At 61.6% G+C, this 22,008-nt stretch carries 22 protein-coding genes and 1 pseudogene; 8 read left to right on the forward strand and 15 right to left on the reverse strand.

Features of this window, described 5'->3' with window-relative positions; genetic code table 11:
* Positions 1-272: 272 nt before the first annotated feature.
* On the forward strand, positions 273-710 hold the full coding sequence (locus OSJ75_RS06230) for an OsmC family protein (RefSeq protein ID WP_250016530.1): 438 nt from the start codon (positions 273-275) through the stop codon (positions 708-710).
* Between the two features lie 81 nt (positions 711-791).
* On the opposite strand, the gene OSJ75_RS06235 is transcribed toward OSJ75_RS06230, so the two are convergent.
* The 5 genes from OSJ75_RS06235 to OSJ75_RS06255 form a co-directional block, all read right to left on the reverse strand.
* On the reverse strand, positions 792-1,571 hold the full coding sequence (locus OSJ75_RS06235; RefSeq protein ID WP_250016526.1) for a succinate dehydrogenase iron-sulfur subunit: 780 nt from the start codon (positions 1,569-1,571) through the stop codon (positions 792-794).
* An 18-nt stretch (positions 1,572-1,589) separates the two neighbouring features.
* The gene (gene sdhA / locus OSJ75_RS06240) at positions 1,590-3,422 is read right to left on the reverse strand and encodes a succinate dehydrogenase flavoprotein subunit (RefSeq protein WP_250016523.1); all 1,833 of its coding nucleotides are present in this window, start codon (positions 3,420-3,422) and stop codon (positions 1,590-1,592) included.
* Positions 3,423-3,429: 7 nt separating this feature from the next.
* Positions 3,430-3,813, reverse strand: coding sequence for a succinate dehydrogenase, hydrophobic membrane anchor protein (gene sdhD, locus OSJ75_RS06245; protein ID WP_250016520.1), 384 nt, complete (start codon positions 3,811-3,813; stop codon positions 3,430-3,432).
* Positions 3,814-3,827: 14 nt separating this feature from the next.
* Complete coding sequence (sdhC, locus tag OSJ75_RS06250) at positions 3,828-4,226, reverse strand: succinate dehydrogenase, cytochrome b556 subunit (RefSeq protein ID WP_250016517.1); 399 nt, start codon at positions 4,224-4,226, stop codon at positions 3,828-3,830.
* A 356-nt stretch (positions 4,227-4,582) separates the two neighbouring features.
* The gene (locus OSJ75_RS06255) at positions 4,583-5,056 is read right to left on the reverse strand and encodes a GNAT family N-acetyltransferase (RefSeq protein WP_250016514.1); all 474 of its coding nucleotides are present in this window, start codon (positions 5,054-5,056) and stop codon (positions 4,583-4,585) included.
* A gap of 281 nt (positions 5,057-5,337) precedes the next feature.
* Between OSJ75_RS06255 and queC the strand changes: the two genes are divergently transcribed.
* From queC to queF, 4 genes are read left to right on the forward strand one after another with little or no spacing between them, the layout of a single operon-like run.
* Entirely contained in the window at positions 5,338-6,048 is a 711-nt protein-coding gene (queC, locus tag OSJ75_RS06260) for a 7-cyano-7-deazaguanine synthase QueC (RefSeq protein WP_267227270.1), read from the forward strand.
* A complete protein-coding gene (gene queE, locus OSJ75_RS06265; protein ID WP_267227271.1) occupies positions 6,045-6,725 on the forward strand; it encodes a 7-carboxy-7-deazaguanine synthase in 681 nt (226 codons plus the stop codon). Before queC ends, queE begins: the two co-directional genes overlap by 4 nt.
* Positions 6,726-6,775: 50 nt before the next feature.
* Positions 6,776-7,162: a 6-pyruvoyl trahydropterin synthase family protein gene (locus tag OSJ75_RS06270; RefSeq protein ID WP_250016493.1), complete on the forward strand. Its 387-nt coding sequence runs from the start codon at positions 6,776-6,778 to the stop codon at positions 7,160-7,162.
* Complete coding sequence (gene queF, locus OSJ75_RS06275; protein ID WP_250016491.1) at positions 7,159-7,617, forward strand: preQ(1) synthase; 459 nt, start codon at positions 7,159-7,161, stop codon at positions 7,615-7,617. Before OSJ75_RS06270 ends, queF begins: the two co-directional genes overlap by 4 nt.
* 46 nt (positions 7,618-7,663) lie before the next feature.
* On the opposite strand, the gene leuC is transcribed toward queF, so the two are convergent.
* The 6 genes and pseudogenes from leuC to rimM all read right to left on the reverse strand — a co-directional run bounded on the left by leuC (position 7,664) and on the right by rimM (position 13,079).
* The gene (leuC, locus tag OSJ75_RS06280; protein ID WP_250016487.1) at positions 7,664-9,073 is read right to left on the reverse strand and encodes a 3-isopropylmalate dehydratase large subunit; all 1,410 of its coding nucleotides are present in this window, start codon (positions 9,071-9,073) and stop codon (positions 7,664-7,666) included.
* A 217-nt stretch (positions 9,074-9,290) separates the two neighbouring features.
* Entirely contained in the window at positions 9,291-10,103 is an 813-nt protein-coding gene (locus OSJ75_RS06285; RefSeq protein WP_267227272.1) for an amino acid ABC transporter permease, read from the reverse strand.
* A 15-nt stretch (positions 10,104-10,118) separates the two neighbouring features.
* Positions 10,119-10,847: pseudogene (locus OSJ75_RS06290) on the reverse strand (transporter substrate-binding domain-containing protein); the annotation flags it as partial.
* A 203-nt stretch (positions 10,848-11,050) separates the two neighbouring features.
* A complete protein-coding gene (gene rplS / locus OSJ75_RS06295; protein ID WP_250016481.1) occupies positions 11,051-11,497 on the reverse strand; it encodes a 50S ribosomal protein L19 in 447 nt (148 codons plus the stop codon).
* 299 nt (positions 11,498-11,796) lie between these two features.
* Positions 11,797-12,507: a tRNA (guanosine(37)-N1)-methyltransferase TrmD gene (gene trmD / locus OSJ75_RS06300; RefSeq protein WP_250016479.1), complete on the reverse strand. Its 711-nt coding sequence runs from the start codon at positions 12,505-12,507 to the stop codon at positions 11,797-11,799.
* Complete coding sequence (gene rimM, locus OSJ75_RS06305) at positions 12,504-13,079, reverse strand: ribosome maturation factor RimM (RefSeq protein ID WP_267227273.1); 576 nt, start codon at positions 13,077-13,079, stop codon at positions 12,504-12,506. Before rimM ends, trmD begins: the two co-directional genes overlap by 4 nt.
* A gap of 113 nt (positions 13,080-13,192) precedes the next feature.
* Between rimM and OSJ75_RS06310 the strand changes: the two genes are divergently transcribed.
* The 3 genes from OSJ75_RS06310 (at position 13,193) to OSJ75_RS06320 (ending at position 15,580) form a co-directional block, all read left to right on the forward strand.
* Entirely contained in the window at positions 13,193-14,149 is a 957-nt protein-coding gene (locus OSJ75_RS06310) for a tyrosine recombinase XerC (RefSeq protein WP_267227274.1), read from the forward strand.
* Entirely contained in the window at positions 14,146-15,204 is a 1,059-nt protein-coding gene (locus tag OSJ75_RS06315) for a TraB/GumN family protein (protein WP_267227275.1), read from the forward strand. The genes OSJ75_RS06310 and OSJ75_RS06315 overlap by 4 nt, the downstream gene beginning before the upstream one ends.
* An 82-nt stretch (positions 15,205-15,286) precedes the next feature.
* Positions 15,287-15,580 carry a hypothetical protein gene (locus OSJ75_RS06320; protein ID WP_250016470.1) on the forward strand — a complete coding sequence of 98 codons (294 nt, stop codon included), beginning with the start codon at positions 15,287-15,289 and terminating at the stop codon, positions 15,578-15,580.
* Between the two features lie 30 nt (positions 15,581-15,610).
* Here OSJ75_RS06320 and lpdA read toward each other — a convergent pair whose 3' ends face one another.
* Genes lpdA through OSJ75_RS06340 form a run of 4 tightly spaced genes read right to left on the reverse strand, consistent with a single transcriptional unit; the run spans position 15,611 to position 21,914 of the window.
* A complete protein-coding gene (lpdA, locus tag OSJ75_RS06325; RefSeq protein WP_267227276.1) occupies positions 15,611-17,017 on the reverse strand; it encodes a dihydrolipoyl dehydrogenase in 1,407 nt (468 codons plus the stop codon).
* A gap of 17 nt (positions 17,018-17,034) precedes the next feature.
* A complete protein-coding gene (locus tag OSJ75_RS06330) occupies positions 17,035-17,559 on the reverse strand; it encodes a hypothetical protein (protein WP_267227277.1) in 525 nt (174 codons plus the stop codon).
* Positions 17,560-17,571: 12 nt separating this feature from the next.
* A complete protein-coding gene (gene odhB, locus OSJ75_RS06335; RefSeq protein ID WP_267227278.1) occupies positions 17,572-18,867 on the reverse strand; it encodes a 2-oxoglutarate dehydrogenase complex dihydrolipoyllysine-residue succinyltransferase in 1,296 nt (431 codons plus the stop codon).
* Positions 18,868-18,899: 32 nt separating this feature from the next.
* The gene (locus OSJ75_RS06340; protein ID WP_267227279.1) at positions 18,900-21,914 is read right to left on the reverse strand and encodes a 2-oxoglutarate dehydrogenase E1 component; all 3,015 of its coding nucleotides are present in this window, start codon (positions 21,912-21,914) and stop codon (positions 18,900-18,902) included.
* Positions 21,915-22,008: the final 94 nt, after the last annotated feature.

The following is a 22,008-nucleotide window of genomic DNA, read 5'->3' on the forward strand; positions in this document are numbered from 1 at the left end:
GCGGCTGCAGCTTCGCCTATCATATCGATCAGATCGGACTTTTCCATATCGTTTAGCCGTCGCCGCAGGAATGGTGCGGTTTTATCGATAACCGTCAGCGCATTGTCAATCTGCTCGCGAGGCCAAGCAATGCGACAAGAATATGCATTTGAACAATCTCGCATTAAAAATGCTAATCTCTGAAATGACGGCGGATACTCCGGCAGTCACACATTTTTCGTCAGGACGATCTATCGTCCGCCGAACAATCCCACACGGAAGGAGACGGACCCATGGATAGACAGGCAACGGCAATCTGGAAAGGCGCGCTCAAGGATGGCAAGGGCACGCTGGACACGCAGAGCGGCGCTCTGAAAGGTCTGCCCTATAATTTCAAGGCGCGGTTCGAGGATGAAAGCGGCACCTCCGGCACCAATCCCGAGGAATTGCTGGCTGCCGCCCATGCCGGCTGCTTCGCCATGCAGCTCTCGCACTTTCTCGCAGAAAACGGCACGCCGGCCGAAAATCTCGACGCGAAGGCCGTCGTTTCCGTCAATCCAGCCGCTGGCGGCGGATTCGAGATCACCAGGAGCGCTCTGACGCTGGTCGGCACCGTACCCGGCATCGACAGCGAGACCTTCACGAAACTCGCAAATCAGGCAAAGGCAAGCTGCCCGCTGTCAAAGGCATTGGGCGCCATCGAGGTAACGCTCGACGCCCGCCTCGCCTAGCGGGGCTTTGGCACAACCCTGCGCAGAAATTCATTCACCCAGGCAGCGCCTGGGTGAAGTCCGCGACGACAGGCGGCGCGGTCAGACCCGGCGCTCCACCATCATCTTCTTGATCTCGGCAATAGCCTTCGCAGGGTTCAGGCCCTTCGGGCAGGTCTGCGCGCAATTCATGATCGTGTGGCAGCGGTAAAGCCGGAACGGATCCTCGAGATTGTCGAGGCGCTCGCCCGTGGCTTCGTCACGCGAGTCGATGAGCCAGCGATAGGCCTGCAAGAGAACGGCCGGGCCGAGATAACGCTCGCCATTCCACCAATAGCTTGGGCAGGAGGTCGAGCAGCAGGCACAAAGAATACATTCATAGAGACCGTCGAGCTTGGCCCTGTCCTCATGGCTCTGCAGCCATTCCTTGGCGGGCTCGGGCGAAACGGTCTTGAGCCACGGTTCGATCGAACGATGCTGGGCATAGAAAGTTGACAGGTCCGGCACCAGGTCCTTCACCACCGGCAGGTGGGGAAGCGGATAGATTTTAACCGCGCCCTTGATCTCATCCATGCCTTTCGTGCAGGCAAGCGTATTCGTCCCGTCGATATTCATCGCGCAGGAGCCGCAAATGCCTTCGCGGCACGACCGGCGCAGCGTCAGCGTCGGATCGATCTTGTTCTTGATCCATAGCAGACCGTCGAGAACCATCGGTCCGCAATCGTCGAGATCGACATAATAGGTGTCGATGCGCGGATTTTCCCCGTCATCGGGAGACCAGCGATAGATGCGGTATTCGCGCAGATTGTTTGCGCCTGCCGGACGGTCCCAGGTCTTGCCTGGCCGCATTTTTGAGTTTTTCGGAAGTGCGAGTTCAACCATGGTGCTCTGGTTCCTGGATCAATAGACGCGCGCTTTCGGCGCGATCTTGGCAAGGCTGATACCGCCATCCTCTTCCTTGACCAGCGGGTCAAGGTGGACGGGGCGATAGCCGAGCGAGACGCTGCCCTCGGGGCTGAGCCAGGCAAGGCTGTGCTTGCGCCAGTTCACGTCGTCGCGATTGGGGAAATCCTCGTGGGCATGGGCGCCGCGGCTCTCCTTGCGTGCTTCGGCGGCCACGACCGTCGTCAACGCATTGGCCATCAGATTCTCCAGCTCCAATGTCTCCACCAGGTCCGAATTCCAGATCATCGAGCGGTCCGTCACCTTGACGTCCGGGAGTTCGCCCCAGATCCGGTGCATCCGCTCGACACCCGAGCGCAGCGATTCCGACGTGCGGAACACGGCGGCATCCTCCTGCATGGTCCTTTGCATCTTCTCGCGCAGCGCCGCTGTGGGCGTACCGCCCGAAGCGTGGCGGAGGCGGTCGAAGCGGTCCATGATCTTCGTCACGGACGCCTCGTTGATATCCGGCACCTTGCTGTTGCGATCGATCACCTGGCCCGCACGAATGGCAGCGGCGCGGCCAAAGACGACGAGATCAATGAGCGAATTGGAACCGAGGCGGTTCGCGCCATGGACGGAGGCGCAGCCCGCTTCGCCGACGGCCATGAGGCCGGGCTGGATGCGGTCGGGATCATCCGCCGTCGGGTTCAGCGCTTCGCCCCAGTAATTGGTGGGAATGCCGCCCATATTGTAATGGACAGTCGGAAGCACCGGGATCGGTTCCTTGGTCAGATCGACACCCGCGAAGATCTTCGCGGATTCGGAAATTCCGGGCAGGCGCTCATGCAGGACCGCCGGATCAAGGTGATCCAGATGCAGGAATATGTGATCCTTGTTCTTGCCAACGCCGCGTCCCTCGCGGATTTCAAGCGTCATGCAGCGCGAAACGACGTCGCGGGAGGCCAGATCCTTCGCCGAAGGAGCATAACGCTCCATGAAGCGCTCGCCCTCCGAATTGACCAGATAGCCACCCTCGCCGCGCGCGCCTTCGGTGATGAGGCAGCCGGCTCCATAGATGCCGGTCGGATGGAACTGTACGAACTCCATGTCCTGCAGGGGCAGGCCGGCGCGAGCCACCATGCCACCGCCGTCGCCGGTGCATGTATGCGCGGACGTCGCCGAGAAATAGGAGCGGCCATAGCCGCCTGTAGCCATGACGACCATCTTCGCGGCAAAGCGGTGGATGGTGCCATCGTCGAGGTTCCAGGCGACGACGCCGGTAATCGTGCCGTCCTCGTCCTGGATCAGGTCGAGCGCGAAATATTCGATGAAGAACTGCGCGTTGTTGCGCAGGCTCTGGCCGTAAAGCGTGTGAAGAATGGCATGTCCAGTCCGGTCTGCCGCGGCGCATGTACGCTGCACGGGCGGACCGTCGCCATAGTTCATCATGTGTCCGCCGAAGGGGCGCTGATAGATCTTGCCCGCTTCGGTGCGCGAGAACGGCACGCCGTAATGCTCCAGCTCATAGACTGCTGCGGGAGCTTCGCGCGCCAGATATTCCATGGCGTCGGTATCGCCGAGCCAATCGGAACCCTTGACCGTGTCATACATATGCCACTGCCAGGAATCAGGACCCATGTTGCTGAGCGACGCCGCAATGCCGCCCTGCGCGGCGACCGTGTGCGAACGGGTGGGAAACACCTTGGTGATGCAGGCCGTCTTCAAGCCCTGCTCAGCCATGCCGAGCGTGGCGCGGAGGCCAGCTCCGCCGGCGCCGACGACAACGACGTCGAACTTGTGGTCGATGAAAGTATAGGCCTTGCCGGCCTTGCTGTCTGTACTTGCCATAATGGCCTTAGCCTCCGAAGCTCAGCTTGAGGATCGCGAATATGCTCACGACCCCGACTGCCAGAGCGAAAAAGGTGTTCAGCATGAGCAACACCACCTTGGTGCCCTCCGCATGAACATAATCCTCGATGATGACCTGCATACCCAGGCGCATGTGGTAGAGCGCAGAGAGAAGAACAAGGAGCAGGGCCAATGCGGTGAAGGGATGTCCGAGGGCCGCTCGCGTTTCCTCATAGCTGGCGCCATGCAGCGAAAGGATCAGCCCGATGAAGAACAGGATCAGCGGAATGTTGGAAACGGCAGTCAGGCGCTGGCGCCAGAAATGCTCCGTCCCCTCCTTGGCGGAACCAAGCCCGCGAACCCTGCCAAGCGGCGTGCGCATATCGCTCATCGCTCAATATCCTTTCAAGCTATTGTGAACGCCACGACCCAGACGAGCACGGTCAGCGCAACAGACAATACCAGCGTGGCCCAGGCCATCCTTGTCGTGGTTTCCTTTTCGAGCCCCCGGCCCGTATCCCAGATCAGGTGGCGAATCCCGCCGATCATGTGATGTATGAGAGCCCAGGTATAACCCAGCAGCACGAGGAGGCCGATCCAGGACGAATAGACGCTGCTGACGATGTCGAACTGCCTTTCGCTGGTCGCCGTTGCGATCAGCCACCAGGCGACCAGCAGCGTGCCGACGTAAAGAGCCGATCCGGTGATGCGGTGGACGATGGACATGACCATCGTTGGAATTGGCTTGTATATTTGCAGATGCGGCGACAATGGCCGGTTGGAATGCAAATTGGTCTTGCTCATAGCGTCCCCAATGATGTGCGCGGCGCCTTATGATGGTCCCGGAGGACGGGCAGGCAGACAGGCCTTCGAGGTAATTTAGAAGCGTTTTAATGCGCTTTTTGCACTGCGTCAAAGGCCCTTTGCTCACCCTCATGCGGCGAATTGGCCGCAATAGCAAGTGCTTCCGCTTTATCAAGGGAATTCAATCGTTTAAACGTCGGAAATGGCCGCTGGCGAGCAATAAAAATTGATCGCCGGCGTGGGCAAAAATAGTTGAGTGAGTCTGTCCGGATTGCGCAGCGCAAAGATGGGCCGCCCCTTGGCGCGCCCCGATATGCGACCGATCCGGTCGCTTCCCGGGCACGCTGCAGAAGCGCCTATTGATTGCCGAAGCGGATGATGAAGCTCGTCCAGTCGGCGGGCGCCGCGACCTGTTCATAGAGTTTTCTGCCGTCCTCGGGCACGCGCGGGGCGTTCAACGACAGCTTGGTCCAGCCGCGTTCCTCGGCCTTGTCGGCCAGTACGTCGATCAGCGCCTTGGCAATGCCCTTGCCGCGATGGTCGTGGTGCACGTAAATGTGGTCGACCTGTCCGGCACGCATGCCGGATACGGGTTCTGGCAGATCGTAGAAGATGACAAAGCCGACGAGAACGCCGTCGAGACGCGCTCCGGCGATTTCCGCTGCCCGGTCGCGCAGAAGATTCTCCGCGTAATAATCGTCCGGACGGCGCGGCGCGCCGCGCTTCAATGCCTGGGCGTAGCTCGCCAGGAGCGGGGCGAATTCATGCGCGTCGTTGAGGTGCAGAAGGGAAATATCGATCGCATGTTCGCTTGCAGCATTCTTGGTCATGTTTTCCGTCCCTTGTTTCTGCCTGCCCTGAGGATTGGTCGATTGTGGTGCGCGCGTCAACCATGGCGGCGGACCAAAATCGATTTGACGACCTGCCGGGCCGGCAGCGATGTCCTGATAGATGGTCGATGTTCGCGGTTGCGACGGATCGGGAACGTGGTGGCGAAGTCCATTCCCCGGTGCGATCGGGCCGGCCGCGCCTGGACCGCGCCGCGCCGAAAGCGATTGCGCCCAACCCGGCAGCGCTGTATGCACGCCGCTTTGCAAGGAAAGATGATCGAATGGCCAGGAATTCAGAGGGTGCCCTCGTTCTATTCTCCGGCGGCCAGGATTCCGCCACCTGTCTCGCCTGGGCGCTCGCAAATTTCGACCGTGTGGAAACAGTCGGTTTCGACTATGGCCAGCGACACAGGATCGAACTGGCGGTCCGCGACGATTTTCGCCGAAGCCTTGCCGTTCGTTTTCCGCATTGGGCCGCGCGATTGGGCGCCGACCATCGGCTGGACGCCACGGTGATCGGGCAACTGGGCGCGTCGGCTATGACCGATCCGATCGCTATCGAAATGGCCGTGAATGGCCTGCCGAATACTTTCGTGCCCGGCCGCAACCTGCTCTTCTTCACGCTTGCCGCCGCGCTCGCCTATCGTCGCGGGCTGCGGGTGCTCGTCGGCGGCATGTGCGAGACCGACTATTCCGGCTATCCCGACTGCCGCGACGACACCTTGAAGGCGCAGCAGGTCGCCCTGTCGCTCGGGCTCGACCGGCGATTGACGATCGAGACCCCATTGATGTGGCTGGACAAGGCGGAGACATTCGCCATGGCTCGCGACCTGGGCGGCGAGCCGCTGCTGCAACTGATCGTCGAGGAGACGCATAGCTGCTATCTGGGCGAGCGCTCCATACGGCACGAATGGGGCTATGGCTGCGGCACCTGTCCGGCTTGCGATTTGCGGGCGCATGGCTGGCGCAAGTTCAAGGCCGAAGCCGCATGACCTACGCCGTGAAGGAAATCTACCTGACCTTGCAAGGCGAAGGTAACCACACCGGCCGCGCGGCGGTTTTCATGCGCTTCGCTGGCTGCAACCTCTGGTCGGGGCTGGAACGCGACCGACACCGCGCGGTCTGCCGTTTTTGCGATACGGACTTCATCGGCGTCGACGGCCCCGGCGGCGGTAAGTTCAAGAATGCGGACGCCCTGGCGGATGCGGTAGCGGCGCATTGGCCCAGCGGAGCTACCAGCGGCGCCCCGAGCGTTGCAACGAATGGCAGGCCCTATGTCATCTGCACCGGCGGCGAGCCGCTGCTGCAGCTGGACACGCCATTGATCGATGCGTTTCATGCTCGCGGCTTTGAAGTCGGCATCGAAACCAACGGAACCCTGCCGGCGCCGGCGGGGCTGGACTGGATCTGCGTATCGCCCAAAGCAAGCGCGCCGCTGGTCCAGACATCCGGCAGCGAACTGAAACTCGTCTTTCCGCAAGCCGAGGCCGAGGCGCATCCTTCACGCTTCGTGGGGCTCGCCTTCGACCATTTTTACCTCCAGCCACTTGACGTGACTGGCGATCCGGCCCAAACCGCCGCCCATGTGGCTTCTGCAGCGGCCTATTGCCTCGCACATCCGCTCTGGCGGCTGAGCACGCAGACCCACAAATTGATCGGACTGCCTTGAGGCAGTCCGTGGCGGGCGCCTGTACTGCGCCAGTGCTGAAGAGGAAATCCATGAGAATATTTACCGACTTCACCTTCGAAGCGGCACATCATCTGCCGCATTCCTTTCCCGACGGCCACGTCAACCAGCGCCTGCATGGACATAGTTTCCGTGTACGGGTGACGCTGGAAGGCCGGCCCGATCCGAAAACCGGACTGATTGCCGATCTCGGCGCGGTGTATGCCGCTACGGACGCGGCTCGCGATTCGCTCGATCATCGCTACCTCAACGAAGTGCCGGGGCTGGAGCTTCCGACGCTTGAGACAATCGCCGTCTGGCTATGGCAGCGGCTTGCGCCCGCCATCCCTTTGCTGGCGCAGATCGGCATCTATCGCGACAGTTGCGGCGAAGGCTGCGAATATCAGGGCGAGTTCGAAACCGCCGGAGGCGTGGCATGAACCATTATTCCGAACAGGCGACCATGCTCGGCAAGGATGTCGCCCTTCCCGCCCATCCGGACGAAGCCCTGCTGGATGCGGTTCCCAACCCGCAGGCGGGTACGCTGTTTCTGGCGCGGTTCGCCTGCCCGGAATTCACGTCGCTGTGCCCGGTGACCGGACAGCCGGATTTCGGGCATCTGGTCATCGACTATGCGCCCGGCGAATTCCTGCTCGAGTCAAAATCGCTGAAGCTTTTCCTCGGCAGTTTCCGCAACCATGGCGCATTCCATGAGGATTGCACCGTCGGGATCGGCAAGCGCATCGTCGAGGCCGTCAAACCGCTCTGGCTGCGGATCGGCGGCTATTGGTATCCGCGCGGCGGCATCCCGATCGATGTCTTCTGGCAGTCGGGACCGGTGCCGGAAGGGCTTTGGCTGCCGGACCAGGGCGTTCCGGCCTACCGCGGACGGTGAAACAAGTCGATCTGGCTGCCTGAGCCGCCAGATCGCTTCCACCAGCTCACTTCCAGTTGCGGATATCGACGAAATGGCCCGCAATCGCGGCGGCGGCGGCCATGGCAGGCGACACAAGATGCGTCCGTCCCTTGAAACCCTGCCTGCCCTCGAAATTGCGGTTCGACGTGGAAGCGCAACGTTCGCCCGGTTTCAGGCGGTCGTCATTCATCGCAAGGCACATGGAGCAGCCCGGCTCGCGCCAGTCGAAACCGGCTGCCTTGAAAATCTTGTCGAGACCCTCGGCCTCGGCCTGTTCCTTCACGAGGCCCGAGCCCGGAACGATCATGGCATCGACCGTCTCGCTGACCTTGCGGCCTTCGACCACCTTGGCGACGGCGCGCAGATCCTCGATGCGACCGTTGGTGCAAGACCCGATGAAAACGCGATCGAGCGCGATGTCGGTGATCGGCGTGCCGGGCTTCAAGCCCATATAATCCAGCGCGCGCCACTTGGAAGTGCGCTTCGTCTCATCGGCGATCTCGTCCGGATTGGGCACGGTGCCCGTGACGGAAACCACGTCCTCGGGCGACGAGCCCCATGAAACGATCGGCGGCAATTCGGCTGCATTGAGCACGACGACCTTGTCGAAATGCGCGCCTTCGTCGCTCTTGAGCGTCTTCCAATATTCCACGGCCTGTTCGAATGCCGCGCCCTTCGGCGCCCGTGGCTTGCCCTTCACATAGGCGAATGTCGTCTCGTCCGGTGCGATGAGGCCGGCGCGTGCGCCACCTTCGATCGACATGTTGCAGATCGTCATGCGGCCTTCCATGGAAAGGCTGCGGATGGCTTCACCCGCATATTCGATCACATAGCCGGTGCCGCCTGCGGTGCCGATCTCGCCGATGATTGCCAGGATGATATCCTTGGCCGTCACGCCTTCCGGCAACTGGCCATCGACGCGAACGAGCATGTTCTTCGCCTTCGACTGGATCAGCGTCTGCGTCGCCAGCACATGCTCGACTTCCGACGTGCCGATACCATGCGCCAGCGCGCCGAATGCGCCATGGGTCGATGTGTGGCTATCGCCGCAGACGATGGTCATTCCGGGCAGGGTGAAGCCCTGTTCCGGCCCGATAATATGCACGATGCCCTGGCGGATATCCCGCTCGGAATAATATTCGACGCCGAAATCGGCTGCGTTGCGTGCCAGCGCCTCGACCTGGATACGGCTCTCTTCGTTCTTGATCCCGTTGACGCGATCCGGCGAGGTCGGGACGTTGTGGTCGACGACTGCGAGCGTCTTTTCCGGGTGGCGCACCTTGCGGCCCGTCATGCGAAGGCCTTCGAAAGCTTGCGGGCTCGTCACTTCATGGACAAGATGCCGGTCAATATAGAGAAGGCACGTGCCGTCATCCTGCCGATCGACCAGATGGTCATCCCAGATCTTGTCATAAAGTGTGCGTGGCGCAGTCATCTTCGATATCCTAGCCTCAAGCAGTCCCGGAAGTGATGAAGAATTCCGTCCGGAAATGCGTATCAAATGATCAGACAGGGCCGCTCGGAACTGGAATGGCTCTATCTTTCCGATTATGTCGTGGACATATGCACTCGAGCTTCAGTTCCGTCAAGAAACAAGCTCCAAAAGTAATAATCCGGCGACAATGCGCCGCTGCATATGCAGTGAGCGCCGGCTATCGGCGGCTGTTGTTCAAGCGTCGCTCCAGCCGCCGCAGCAGCAGGGAAAGGCTGATCGTCAGGAGCAGATAGACATAGGCGACGATGGAATAGGTCTCGAAGAAGCGGAACGAACCGGCGGCATAGACCTTGCCCATCTGCGTGATGTCCACCACGCCGAGCACCGATACGAGGGACGAATCCTTGACCATGGAGATGAAATCATTGCCATAGGGCGGCAGGATGATGCGCAGGGCCTGCGGCGCCACGATCCGGCGGAACCGCTGGTACCGCTTCAGCCCGAGGGCCTTCGCCGCCTCAAGCTGCCCCACCGGCACAGCCTCGATGCCGGCTCGAAATATCTCCGCCAGGAATGCCGCATAGGCAAGCATCAGCGCTGATACGGCGCGCCAGATGAGCGGTATGTCGCGGACGAGCAGCGGTTCCATCCAGCCTCGCTGCTGCAAGGGCGATGCAGCCAGGTTGACGAGCCATATGAGCGCTGGTGCGCCGACGAAGGCGATGTAGAACAGGAGCACGAGCAGCGGGACGCCGCGTATGATCTCCACATAGAAGCGCGCCGCCTGCCGCAGGACGATGTGTTCCGAAAGACTCATCATCGCCAGCAAAAGTCCGAGGGCCGATGCGAGCAGGAAGGCGAGGAGCGACACCCATATCGTGATCCACAGCCCCTTGGAAACGATGGCGAAAACCTGCGCATAGAGCGGGCTGACAAGGATGATGCCGGCAAGAGCCAGCGCGATCAGCCCTGCGACGACCAGCCACCAGGGAAAATCCTGCTCTTGGGGTGTTCGTCCGGGCTGGTTCATCGCTTGCCTGGCCCGTCAATGTCCAAGCTTGTAGTCCAGGAACCATTTCTTGTTCAAACGGTCGAATGTTCCATCATTCTTGAGCGCTGCGATCGCCGCATTGACGGGCGTCACGAATTCCGAACCCTTCGGGAATATGAAGCCAAACTCTTCGGCGCCAAGCGGCCCGCCGACGAGTTTCAGCGCACCGCCGGATGCCGCGGCATAGCCGCTGCCCGCGGTGCTGTCGGTCAGCACCATATCGACATCGCCGGTCTTCAGCGCCTCCACCGTCGCTCCGAACGTCTCGAAAAGCTTGATTCGTGGATTCTGCTCATTGCCGTCGAGCACCTCATGCGCGGCCACGTAGAAATTCGTGGTTCCCGGCTGGGCTCCGACCAGCGCATCCTCCGTTGCGGCAAAGCCCTTGGCATCGTCGAACCGCTTCTCGTCGCTCCGCACCAGCATGAACTGTTCCGACCGCATGTAGGGCTCGGAAAAATCCACCTTCTGCTTGCGCTCCTCATTGATGGTGATGCCGGTCATCCCGATCTGGTACTGATTGTCGGCGACGGCCTGGATCATCGCATCCCAGCTGGTGTTCAGGTATTCCACCTTGAAATTGAGCCGCTTCGCGATCTCGTTCATCGCGTCGTATTCCCAGCCCACCGGCTGTCCCGATTTCGGATCGATGAATTGCAGCGGCGGATAGGCGTTCTCGGTGACCACCGTCACCTGCTTGCCGCCGAGATCAGGCAGCGAGTCAGATTGCGCCGACAGGCACGACACAAACAAGACGACGATCGAATAGAGAAATGATCTGCAAGACATATCGGCCCCCGAACTCTCGTCCTGATGACTTTCCACGTTGGCGCGGACACGTCAATGCCCCCGGCGCATCCGCACAAAAGGCCGAGTTCAACAAAAAAGGCGGCTCGAAAGCCGCCTTTTCAGGGAATGTATCGGGACTACTCGGCAGCAGGTGCCGGAGCAACGGTGGCTTCCGAAACGGTCTCGCTGGTGCCGGTCGCCGGAACGGCGGTCTTACCCTTGCGATTGTCCTTCTTCTCCGCGATGCGGGCAGCCTTGCCCGTCAGGCCGCGCAGATAATACAGCTTCGCACGGCGTACCTTGCCGCGGCGTACGAGTTCGACGCCTTCGACCAGCGGGGAGATCACGGGAAATACGCGCTCTACGCCCTCGCCATAGGAAATCTTGCGAACGGTGAAGTTCTCGTTGATGCCGGCGCCGTTGCGGGCAATACATACGCCCTCATAGGCCTGCACGCGGGTACGCGTACCTTCGGTGACGCGCACGTTTACACGGACCGTGTCGCCCGGCTTGAAATCCGGCAATACGCGCTTGGCTTCGATTTTTTCTCTCTGCTCGAGATCGAGCTGACGAATAATATCCATCGTCTTCATCCTTTTCGTTCTTCTCGAACAGTCAGAGCGCTCTACTCTCGAAACGCAGCAGCATGGCCGTGTTTCTATGCCCGACGGGGCAGAAGCGAATTCACCATTCATTGATTAATGGACCGGGGTGTTTCCCCGTGTTGGCGGGGCAGATACACCATAAAAGCCGCTTTGTCACCTATTCGTGCGATTCTTTTTCAGCCGGGGCGCGCACGGGCCGGCGCATGAATAGCCTCTGCGCCTCGTCAAGTCCACGCTCCAGGTGCTCTGCTCCAGATGCTGCGACCTGCAGCCGGCATTCATTTCCCGCCCGGCCCCTTCACCCTCTGCCAGAGATCAGGCCGGCGCTCGCGCGTGATGCGTTCCGCCTGCTCATGCCGCCATTTGTCGATCGCTCCGTGGTTGCCGGACAGAAGCACGTCGGGTATGCGCCGCCCCTCCCATTCCTGCGGCCTGGTGTAATGCGGGTGTTCGAGAAGCCCGCTCTCGAAGCTCTCGGTTTCGCCCGAGAGCGAATTGCCCATCACGCCCGGCAGCAGGCGTATGATGGCGTCGAGGACGACGATGGCCGCCGTCTCGCCGCCGGACAATATATAATCGCCGATAGACACCTCCTCGAAGGAGCGAGCCTCGAGCAGGCGTTCATCGACGCCCTCGAACCGGCCGCACAGGAGAACGACACCCGGACCGGCACCGAGTTCGCGTACGCGTTTCTGGTCGAGTGGCCGTCCGCGAGGGCTCATGAACAATCTCGGTCGCCCATCGTCGGCGACGTGATCGACTGCCCGCGCCACGACGTCGGGCTTCATCACCATGCCGGCCCCACCGCCGGCCGGCGTATCGTCCACCATGCGATGCCTGTCAGTGGCGAAGTCCCTGATCTGCACCGTCTCCAGCGACCATGCGCCATCGTTCAGCGCTTTCCCCGCCAGCGAAACGCCGAGGGGTCCGGGAAACATCTCCGGATAGAGGGTCAGCACCGATGCGCGGAAGACGGGGCGGCCTGTCATGAACGCGGCTTGCCTTCGTCGCCCAATTGCCTCCTGCGCTCTTCATCATCGTCGGCATCGGGCAGGAGACCGGCGGCGACAGGATCGACGATGATGTGCCCCGCAGCGAGATCGACATGCGGAACGGCGGCCTGCGTAAAGGGGATGAGCATCGGGCGCTTGCCTGGAATCGTCAGCTCGATGAGGTCGCCGCCGCCGAAATCGAACATGGCGGAAATCCTGCCATAGCGCTGGCCCTGCGCATCCAGCGCATCGAGGCCGATCAGGTCGGAATGGTAATATTCGTCCTCGTCGAGATCCGCCGGAAGTTGCGAGCGATCGACGAAGAGCTCGGTACCATTCAGGGCTTCCGCCGCATTGCGGTCGTTGACGCCGCGAAAGCGCACCACCACCACCGTTTTCGCCGGCCTTATGTCGAGTATCTCGAAGGCGCGTCCCGTCGCATCATAGAGCGGACCGTAGTCGGCGATGGCGAGGGCATCTTCCGTGAAGGTTTTCACCCGCAATTCGCCGCGCGTGCCATGCGCCGCGCCGATGATTGCCAATTGTACAGGATCATTCAGTTTCTTCATCTGCCGTCTCTTTCTTTCCCTGTGGGATAGAACAAACCACGCGCAAAACCAAGGCGAAACGACTCCGTAACGACTCGCGTGACATCATGGACGCTCAAAAGGAAAACACCGACATGGGTACCCAATCGCAGGCTGGGGAATTTCTCGTATCCGCGCGCGCCGATCTGATCGATGCCCGCGAGGAGTGGCTCAAATCGCTGAAGAATACACGCCGGCTGGCCGTCAATACACTGGAAGCCTATGAGCGGGACACGCGGCAATTCTTCATGTTCCTCACCGGCCATCTCGGCGAGCCGCCTTCGCTGCGCGATGTCTCGTCCCTGCGCATCGCCGACCTGCGCTCCTATCTCGCCCGCCGCCGCAATGATGGCGCCGGTCCGCGCACATTGGGGCGTGGATTGGCGGGCATCAGGTCGTTCCTGCGCCACCTGGAGAAGAAAGGCATGGCCAACGCGGCCGCTTCGATCGCCATGCGCGCGCCGCGGCAGCCGAAATCCCTGCCGAAGCCGCTTTCGGCCATCGATGCGCGCCGGGTCGTCGAACAGCACGAGCAATTGAGCGAGGAACCATGGATCGCGGCGCGCAATGCCGCCGTCTTCACGCTGCTCTATGGCTGCGGCCTGCGCATTTCTGAGGCGCTGGGGCTGGACGGCGCCGCGCTGACGGCCCCGGACGAACGCTCCATTCCGATCGCCGGCAAGGGCGGCAAGACCAGGATGGTACCGCTCCTGCCGATCGTCCACCGCGCCGTCGCCGAATATCGCCGGCTCTGCCCCTACCATCTGGAAGCGGGCAAGCCGCTTTTCCGCGGCAGCCGCGGCGGTCCCTTGCAGCCGGCCATCATCCAGCGGGAAATGCAGAAGATGCGCGGCGCGCTCGGTCTGCCGGACACGGCGACGCCGCACGCCCTGCGCCACTCCTTCGCCACCCATCTGCTCGGCAGGGGCGGCGATCTGCGGACTATCCAGGAGCTTCTTGGCCATGCCAGCCTTTCGACCACCCAGGTCTATACGGGCGTCGATACCGACAGGCTGCTCGAAATCTATGAGAAGGCGCATCCACGAGCATGACGCAGCCCGCCAGTCCCTACATCGACCGCATCGCGGATATTGCCCTGCGGCTTCTCGCTTATCTAGGCTGGCTGGTGTTCTTCTGCTGGCTTGCTGTCGCAATTCCCGTGACCCGGGCCCGGGCTGCGGATTGCACCGGCAAGGATCTGCTGGCCGAGATGGCGACGAGCGATCCCGCCGGGCTGGAGGCCCTTCGCAGGGAAGCGGCCACGATCGCCAACGGCAAAGGCATCTTCTGGAAGATCGAAAAACCCGGCATCGCAGCCTCCTATCTTTACGGAACCATGCATCTGACGGATCCACGGGTTCTGGCGCTTCCTGCCGCCGCGCTGGATGCCTACACCAAGGCCGACACGGTCGTGATCGAAACGGATGAAATCGTCGATCCGAAAGCGCCCTTGCGCCTGATGGCCGAGGAGCCGGACCTTATGATGCTGCCGGCGGGGAGCACATTGGAAAGACTGCTGCCACAGGATCAACTGGAGGCCGTCAGGGCTGGCCTGGCCAAACGCGGCATGCCGCTCGGCAGTGTCAACAGGATGCAGCCATGGGTATTGACCAGCGTCCTTGCGCTCCCGGCATGCGAACTGGCCCGGAAGAAAGGCGGCGCCGCCTTTCTCGATCTCCAGCTGGCGCAGGACGCTTTGAGCCGCGGGCAAAAGCTGGCCGGGCTCGAGACCATGAAGGACCAGTTGCAGGTCATGGCCGCGCTCCCCGTGCGGTTTCACGTCGGCAGCCTCGTCGAGCTCATCGCCCTCGGGCCCAGAATCGATGATCTCTTTGAAACGATGACGATCCTCTACACGCGAGGCGATACAGGCATGATCATGCCGCTGATGCGCTCCGTATCCCGCGAAGGGGCTCTGGACGACGCGGATTATGCCAATTTTGAACAAAAGCTGATCACGACGCGCAACGCGACCATGGTGGAACGCGCAATGCCGATCATTGACCGCGGAAATGCCTTCATCGCAATCGGCGCCTTGCACCTGCCGGGAGAAAAGGGGCTGATCGCGCTTCTGCAGCAACGAAACTACCAGGTTACGCCGCAGTAGCAGCGCTGCGGACATGGGAAGACTGGAACTTTGCCCGTCAGCAACCGTTGTCCCCCAAGATCGCAAGCATGGAGGACATCAAATGACGTACGATCCCAACTTGCAGAACAGGCCTTTGAATTCGGACCCGGCGGACCCCGCCAATCCGAATGCACCGGTCACGCCGACAAGGAGCAGCGGCGGAACCTATCTGATCGCCGGTATCCTGATCGCTGCGCTGGTCATAGCGGGCTATTACTTCATGAGCGGCAGTTCCGAAATGAACGCGCCTGCTCCGACGGCACCTGCAACCGACACGGCTCCGGCTACGCCGCCAGCCTCGACGTCGCCAGCAGACCCGGCGCCGGCTCCTTCGACACCGGCACCAGCTCAATAGACTTGAGGCCCGACCTGCTCGGGCCCTCTGCTACATATGTATAGGCTTCGCGAAAGTCGCCAGCGCGGCTTCGCGTACCGCCTCGGACATTGTCGGGTGCGCATGGGTGGTGCGCGCCAGATCTTCGGATGAACCACCGAATTCCATGAGCACCGTGGCCTCGTGGATCATTTCACCGGCACCATAGCCAAGAATGTGAACGCCCAGAACGCGGTCGCTGGCCTTGTCGGCCAGTATCTTGACGAAGCCGTCGGTATGGAGCATGGCCCGCGCGCGTCCATTGGCAGTGAAGGGGAATTTGCCGACCTTGTACTCGACGCCTGCGGCCTTCAACTCCTCCTCGGTCTTGCCGACCGATGCCACTTCCGGTTGGGTGTAGACGACGCTCGGGATGGCGTCGTAATTGACATGTCCGGCCTGCCCCGCGAGAATTTCAGCGACCGCGATACCCTCGTCTTCGGCCTTGTGCGCCAGCATCGCGCCCTTCACGACATCGCCGATCGCGTAGATGCCCGGAACATTGGTCTGCCAATGATCGTCGATCGCAACACGGCCGCGATCGTCGACCTCGACGCCAGCTTCCTTCAGCCCGGCCCCGTCCGTATAAGGCTTGCGGCCGGTCGACACGAGCACCACGTCGGCTTCGATCGTTTCGGCGTCTCCGCCCTTTACCGGCTCGAACGTCACCGTCGCACCCTTGTCCGACTTCTTGACGCCCGTGACCTTCGCGCCGAGCTTGAACGCCAATCCCTGCTTTTCCAGCATGCGCTGGAACTGCTTGGAGACTTCGCCATCCATCGGCCCGAGGATCTTGTCCAGGAATTCGACGACAGTCACCTTCGCGCCGAGGCGCGCCCAGACGGAACCGAGTTCCAGTCCGATGACGCCGCCACCGACGACGACGAGATTTTCCGGGACCGCGGAAAGTTCCAGCGCGCCGGTGGACGAGATGATCGTCTTTTCATCAAAGGCAACCTCGACGCCCGGGATGCCGGCGACATCCGAACCCGTCGCGATGACGATGTTCTTGGTTTCGATTTCCTCGACCTTGCCGTCCTCGGAGGTCACCGCGACCTTTCCAGCTGCCAGCACCTTGCCGGTGCCGCGGAACGTATCGATCTTGTTCTTCTTGAACAGGAAGGCCACGCCGTTGACATTGGCTTCCACGGTTGCGTCCTTGTGGCCGAGCATGGCCTTGAGGTTGAGCTTCGGCGTGCCGACTTCGACGCCGAGCGCCGCATGGGAATGGCCCGCCTCGTGAAACACTTCCGAAGCGTGGAGCAGCGCCTTTGAGGGGATGCAGCCGATATTGAGGCAAGTGCCACCGAATGTGGCACGCTTTTCGACAACGGCTGTCTTCAACCCGAGCTGCGCTGCCTTGATAGCGCAAACATAGCCGCCGGGGCCGGATCCGATAACGACAACGTCATATGCCATGTTTCATTCCTTTGTTCTCATTCGTTTTCACTGTTCGGCCCGCATTCCTTGAACCGGTAGACATCCGGCGGCATGGCTCCGAGCGGTTTGTCGAGCTTGAAGTCGAAACCGGCTGCCGTTCCCGCGAGATCCGGCAGGAGTACGGCCTGCGCCGCGGGTTCCGCCGCACGCGGCAGCAGTTCGGCATCGGCGCCTTCCTTCAAACCGTAGATAACGCCTTGCCAGACCGTGCAGGCGGCAAGCTCGGCGCCTGTTGCATCGCCGGAAGGGCAGTCATGCATCAATGCGGCCTGCGGGCGGGACGCGGCGCCCTCGCGCATGACGACCCCGCTCAGCTGCAGCTGGCTCTCGCCGTCCTTCAGGAGGAACTCGCTCGCCAGGTTTTCCGCACTGTCGCCCGCCTGCCGCTGGAATGTCAGGGTGTAGCGATCATCCGCATCCGCATAGATCGCGCGGTCCTGGGTGCAGGCAGCAAAAGAAGGACCGGACAGCATCGTGCCGATAGCAATGATTGCGGCAGCTGCTGGACCCGGTCCCTTCATCGATCATGGCCCTTAAAGATCGAGCACCAGGCGCTCGGGATCTTCCAGGCTTTCCTTCACCCGCACGAGGAAGGTGACGGCTTCCTTGCCGTCGACAATGCGGTGATCATAGCTCAGCGCCAGGTACATCATCGGGCGGATGACGATCTGGCCGCCAACGACGACCGGGCGCTCCTGGATCTTGTGCATGCCGAGGATGCCCGACTGCGGTGCATTGAGGATCGGCGACGACATCAGCGACCCATAGACGCCGCCATTCGAAATCGTGAACGTCCCGCCCTGCATGTCGGCCATGGAAAGCGCGCCATCGCGCGCCGCCTTGCCGAGACGGCCGATTTCCTTCTCGACCCCGGCGATGGACATCTGGTCCGCATTGCGCACGACCGGGACGACGAGGCCCTTGTCGGTGCCGACTGCAACGCCGACATGCGCGAAGTTCTTGTAGATGATGTCCGTGCCATCGATCTCGGCATTGACCGCCGGGATTTCCTTCAGCGCATGCGTAACTGCCTTGGTGAAGAAGCCCATGAAGCCGAGCTTTACGCCATGCTTCTTCTCGAAAATGTCCTTGTAGCGGCTGCGCAGATCCATGACCGCCGACATGTCCACCTCATTATAGGTGGTCAGCATGGCAGCGCTGTTCTGCGCGTCCTTGAGCCGCCGCGCGATCGTCTGGCGCAGGCGGGTCATCTTCACCCGCTCCTCGCGGCCTGCATCCTCCTCCGAAGATGCCGGACGGGCCACGGCCTTCGGCGCTTCGGCCGCAGGCTGGGACGTGATGCCCTTGGACACGGCGTCGAGCACGTCGCCCTTGAGCACCTGTCCGCGCTTGCCCGAACCTTCGACCTGGGAGGTGGCAATGCCTTTTTCGGCCAGGATCTTCGAGGCGGCGGGCGAAGCCGGCATGTCGCCGCCCTTGCGCTCGCTTATCGCCGGCTCCCCGGCGACATCGGCGGTCTTTTTCTCCGCTTCCTTGGTCGAGCCTGCCGAAGCCGGGCCGCTCGCCTGCGCCGTGGCGTCGGGCTTTGCTTGTTCCTGCTTGGGAGCTTCCTTGGCGGCCGGCGCACCGTCGCCCTCGCCGATCATTCCGAGCAGCGCGCCCACTTCGACCGTATCGCCTTCCTTGGCCGCGATTTCCGCCAGCGAGCCTGCGGCAGCTGCCGGAACTTCGATCGTCACCTTGTCGGTTTCGAGTTCCACCAGCGGCTCATCGACCGCGATAGCATCGCCGACCTTCTTGAACCATTTGCCAATGGTCGCCTCGGAAACGGATTCGCCCAGCGTGGGGACGCGGATTTCGGTTGCCATTTTATCGCTCTTCCGTTGATCTTCTTGACTGATTAGGAACCCAAAGCATCTTCGAGGAATGCTTCGAGTTGTGCAAGGTGTTTGGACATCAGGCCCGTCGCCGTCGATGCGGCCGCCGGGCGTCCGGTGTAACGGACCCGCTGATGCTTGGCGTCGATATGAGCGAGCACCCATTCCAGGTAGGGGTCGATGAACGCCCAGGCGCCCATGTTCTTCGGCTCTTCCTGGCACCAGACCATCTCCGCATTGCGGAAGCGGGACAGTTCGGTGATCAGGGCCTTGGCCGGGAATGGATAGAGCTGCTCGACTCGCAGCAGGTAGACATCGTCGATGCCGCGCTTCTCGCGCTCCTCGTAGAGGTCGTAATAGACCTTGCCCGAGCAGAGAACGACACGGCGGATCTTCGAATCCTTCTGCAGCTTTATCGGCTGGTCCTTCAGAAGCTGGGCATCGTCCCAAAGCAGGCGATGGAACGACGAATCGCCGGTGAAATCGCCAATGGAGGATACAGCCCGCTTGTGGCGGAGCAGTGATTTCGGCGTCATCAGGATCAGCGGCTTGCGGAAGTCGCGCTTCATCTGCCGGCGCAGGATATGGAAATAGTTCGCAGGCGTCGTGCAGTTCGCCACCTGCATATTGTCTTCGGCGCAAAGCTGGAGATAACGCTCGAGGCGAGCCGACGAATGCTCCGGCCCCTGGCCCTCATAGCCGTGCGGCAGGAGGCAGACCAGACCGGACATGCGCAGCCATTTGCGTTCGCCGGACGAGATGAACTGGTCGAACACGACCTGCGCGCCATTGGCGAAATCGCCGAACTGGGCTTCCCACAGCGTGAGCGCACGCGGGTCCGACAGCGAGTAGCCATATTCGAAGCCGAGAACCGCCTCTTCCGAAAGCATCGAATTGACGACTTCGTAGAGCGCCTGGCCCTTCTGGAGGTTGTTGAGCGGAATATAGCGCTGCTCGGATTCCTGGTCGTAGAGCACCGAATGCCGCTGGCTGAACGTTCCGCGCTCCACATCCTGGCCGGACAGGCGCACCGGATGCCCCTCGCTGACCAGCGAACCGAAGGCAAGCGCCTCGGCCATGGCCCAATCGAAGCCTTCACCGCTATCGATCATCTTGGCGCGGTTGTCCTGGAAGCGCTGTATCGTGCGGTGCACGTTGAAGCCCGCGGGAACCTCGGCGAGCTTCTTGCCGATCTCCTTGACAGTCTTCAGTGGCAGGCCGGTCTTGCCCCGGCGCTGCTCGTCAGCATTGTCCGCCGTGCGCAGTCCGCTCCAGGCACCATCCAGCCAGTCGGCCTTGTTGGGCTTGTAATGCTGGCCCGCTTCGAATTCCTGCTCGAGGCTCTCGCGCCAGGTAGCGCGTACCTTCTCGATTTCCGCCTCGGTGATCAGGCCTTCCTCGATCAGCTTGGACGAATAGAGCTGAACCGTCGTCTTCTGGCCGCGAATGGTCTTGTACATCAGCGGCTGCGTGAACGCCGGCTCGTCGCCCTCATTATGGCCGAAGCGGCGATAGCAGAACATGTCGATGACCACGGGCTTGTGGAACGTCATCCGGTATTCCGTGGCGATCTTGGCGACATAGACCACGGCTTCCGGATCATCGCCATTGACGTGGAAGATCGGCGCCTCGATCATCTTCGCGACATCGGACGGATAGGGCGACGAACGCGAGAACCGCGGGTTCGTGGTGAAGCCGATCTGGTTGTTGATGATGAAATGTACCGTACCGGCGACACGATGGCCACGCAGGCCCGAAAGACCGAGACACTCGGCGACCACGCCCTGGCCGGCGAAGGCGGCATCGCCATGCAGCAGCAGCGGCATGATCTTGGCGCGCTCGGAAAGCGGCAGCACCTCGTCACGCTGGCGGCCGGCAAGCAGATCCTGCTTGGCGCGGGCCTTGCCCATGACGACCGGATTGACGATCTCGAGATGCGAAGGGTTGGCGGTCAGCGACAGATGCACCTTGTTGCCGTCGAACTCGCGATCCGACGAAGCGCCGAGATGGTACTTGACGTCGCCGGAGCCCTCCACGTCGTCAGGGGCGTAGGAGCCGCCCTTGAACTCATGGAAGATCGCCCGGTGCGGCTTGCCCATGAACTGGCTGAGCACATTGAGGCGGCCGCGATGGGCCATGCCGAGGACAATCTCCTTCAGGCCCATCGATCCGCCGCGCTTGACGATCTGCTCGAGCGCCGGAATGAGCGATTCCGCGCCATCGAGGCCGAAGCGCTTGGTGCCCTTGTACTTCACGTCGATGAACTGCTCGAAGCCTTCCGCCTCGATCAGCTTCGACAGGATCGCCTTCTTGCCCTCGGCGGTGAAGGCCACGCCCTTGTCCGGGCCTTCGATCCGCTCCTGGATCCAGGATTTCTCGACCGGATCGGAAATATGCATGAACTCGACGCCGATGGTCGAACAATAGGTGCGCTTCAATATGTCGAGCATCTGCGGGATGGTCGCATATTCGAGGCCGAGCACGTTGTCGATGAAGATCTTGCGGTCGTAATCCGCCGGCGAGAAGCCATAGCTCTCCGGTGACAGCTCGTTATAGTCTTCCTTGACCTCCGCCAGGCCAAGCGGATCGAGCTTGGCGTGCAGATGGCCGCGCATGCGGTAGGCGCGTATCATCATGATGGCGCGCACGGAATCGCGAGCGGCATGGATGATATCGGAATCGGTGACGGCAGCAGCTGGCGCGGTGGCGCCGTTCGTCGCAGCCGCGCCATTGGCTTTCGCCTTGAGCTTGTCGGTAATGTGCTTCTCGACTTCGCCCCAATTGCCGTCGAGAGCGGAAACGAGTTCGCCATTGCCGGCGATCGGCCAGTTCGACTTCTCCCAGGAAGCGCCCTTGGCGTTCTTGATGACGTCGTCCTTGCTGTCGTTCAGGTTTGCGAAGAACTCGCGCCATTCCGCATCGACCGACGATGGGTCCTGCTCATATTGCGCGTGAAGTTCCTCGATATAGTGGGCGTTGCCGCCATATAGAAATGATGTGAGGGCAAATAGATCGTTGGCCTGTTCTTGCCGTGCCATATTTGTGACCGGAGTACTCGCTCCGTCTCCCTTGATATGAGCGCACCGCCACTCCGGCGTCGCTCGGGTTGAGGCCGCTCTGGCCCCGTGGATC

The organism is Phyllobacterium sp. 0TCS1.6A, assembly GCF_026420825.1.
Classification (GTDB): Bacteria; Pseudomonadota; Alphaproteobacteria; order Rhizobiales; family Rhizobiaceae; genus Phyllobacterium.

What these genes read in the sequence shown, in the direction of transcription:
- OSJ75_RS06320 (WP_250016470.1), top strand. Translation starts at nt 15,287, where the DNA reads ATGACGTACGATCCCAACTTGCAGAACAGGCCTTTGAATTCGGACCCG.
- OSJ75_RS06315 (WP_267227275.1), top strand. Translation starts at nt 14,146, where the DNA reads ATGACGCAGCCCGCCAGTCCCTACATCGACCGCATCGCGGATATTGCC.
- rplS (WP_250016481.1), bottom strand. Translation starts at nt 11,497, where the DNA reads ATGGATATTATTCGTCAGCTCGATCTCGAGCAGAGAGAAAAAATCGAA.
- OSJ75_RS06230 (WP_250016530.1), top strand. Translation starts at nt 273, where the DNA reads ATGGATAGACAGGCAACGGCAATCTGGAAAGGCGCGCTCAAGGATGGC.
- trmD (WP_250016479.1), bottom strand. Translation starts at nt 12,507, where the DNA reads ATGACAGGCCGCCCCGTCTTCCGCGCATCGGTGCTGACCCTCTATCCG.
- queE (WP_267227271.1), top strand. Translation starts at nt 6,045, where the DNA reads ATGACCTACGCCGTGAAGGAAATCTACCTGACCTTGCAAGGCGAAGGT.
- sdhD (WP_250016520.1), bottom strand. Translation starts at nt 3,813, where the DNA reads ATGAGCGATATGCGCACGCCGCTTGGCAGGGTTCGCGGGCTTGGTTCC.
- OSJ75_RS06285 (WP_267227272.1), bottom strand. Translation starts at nt 10,103, where the DNA reads ATGAACCAGCCCGGACGAACACCCCAAGAGCAGGATTTTCCCTGGTGG.
- OSJ75_RS06330 (WP_267227277.1), bottom strand. Translation starts at nt 17,559, where the DNA reads ATGAAGGGACCGGGTCCAGCAGCTGCCGCAATCATTGCTATCGGCACG.
- OSJ75_RS06235 (WP_250016526.1), bottom strand. Translation starts at nt 1,571, where the DNA reads ATGGTTGAACTCGCACTTCCGAAAAACTCAAAAATGCGGCCAGGCAAG.
- queF (WP_250016491.1), top strand. Translation starts at nt 7,159, where the DNA reads ATGAACCATTATTCCGAACAGGCGACCATGCTCGGCAAGGATGTCGCC.
- queC (WP_267227270.1), top strand. Translation starts at nt 5,338, where the DNA reads ATGGCCAGGAATTCAGAGGGTGCCCTCGTTCTATTCTCCGGCGGCCAG.
- OSJ75_RS06270 (WP_250016493.1), top strand. Translation starts at nt 6,776, where the DNA reads ATGAGAATATTTACCGACTTCACCTTCGAAGCGGCACATCATCTGCCG.
- rimM (WP_267227273.1), bottom strand. Translation starts at nt 13,079, where the DNA reads ATGAAGAAACTGAATGATCCTGTACAATTGGCAATCATCGGCGCGGCG.
- leuC (WP_250016487.1), bottom strand. Translation starts at nt 9,073, where the DNA reads ATGACTGCGCCACGCACACTTTATGACAAGATCTGGGATGACCATCTG.
- lpdA (WP_267227276.1), bottom strand. Translation starts at nt 17,017, where the DNA reads ATGGCATATGACGTTGTCGTTATCGGATCCGGCCCCGGCGGCTATGTT.
- OSJ75_RS06340 (WP_267227279.1), bottom strand. Translation starts at nt 21,914, where the DNA reads ATGGCACGGCAAGAACAGGCCAACGATCTATTTGCCCTCACATCATTT.
- sdhA (WP_250016523.1), bottom strand. Translation starts at nt 3,422, where the DNA reads ATGGCAAGTACAGACAGCAAGGCCGGCAAGGCCTATACTTTCATCGAC.
- sdhC (WP_250016517.1), bottom strand. Translation starts at nt 4,226, where the DNA reads ATGAGCAAGACCAATTTGCATTCCAACCGGCCATTGTCGCCGCATCTG.
- OSJ75_RS06310 (WP_267227274.1), top strand. Translation starts at nt 13,193, where the DNA reads ATGGGTACCCAATCGCAGGCTGGGGAATTTCTCGTATCCGCGCGCGCC.
- OSJ75_RS06255 (WP_250016514.1), bottom strand. Translation starts at nt 5,056, where the DNA reads ATGACCAAGAATGCTGCAAGCGAACATGCGATCGATATTTCCCTTCTG.
- odhB (WP_267227278.1), bottom strand. Translation starts at nt 18,867, where the DNA reads ATGGCAACCGAAATCCGCGTCCCCACGCTGGGCGAATCCGTTTCCGAG.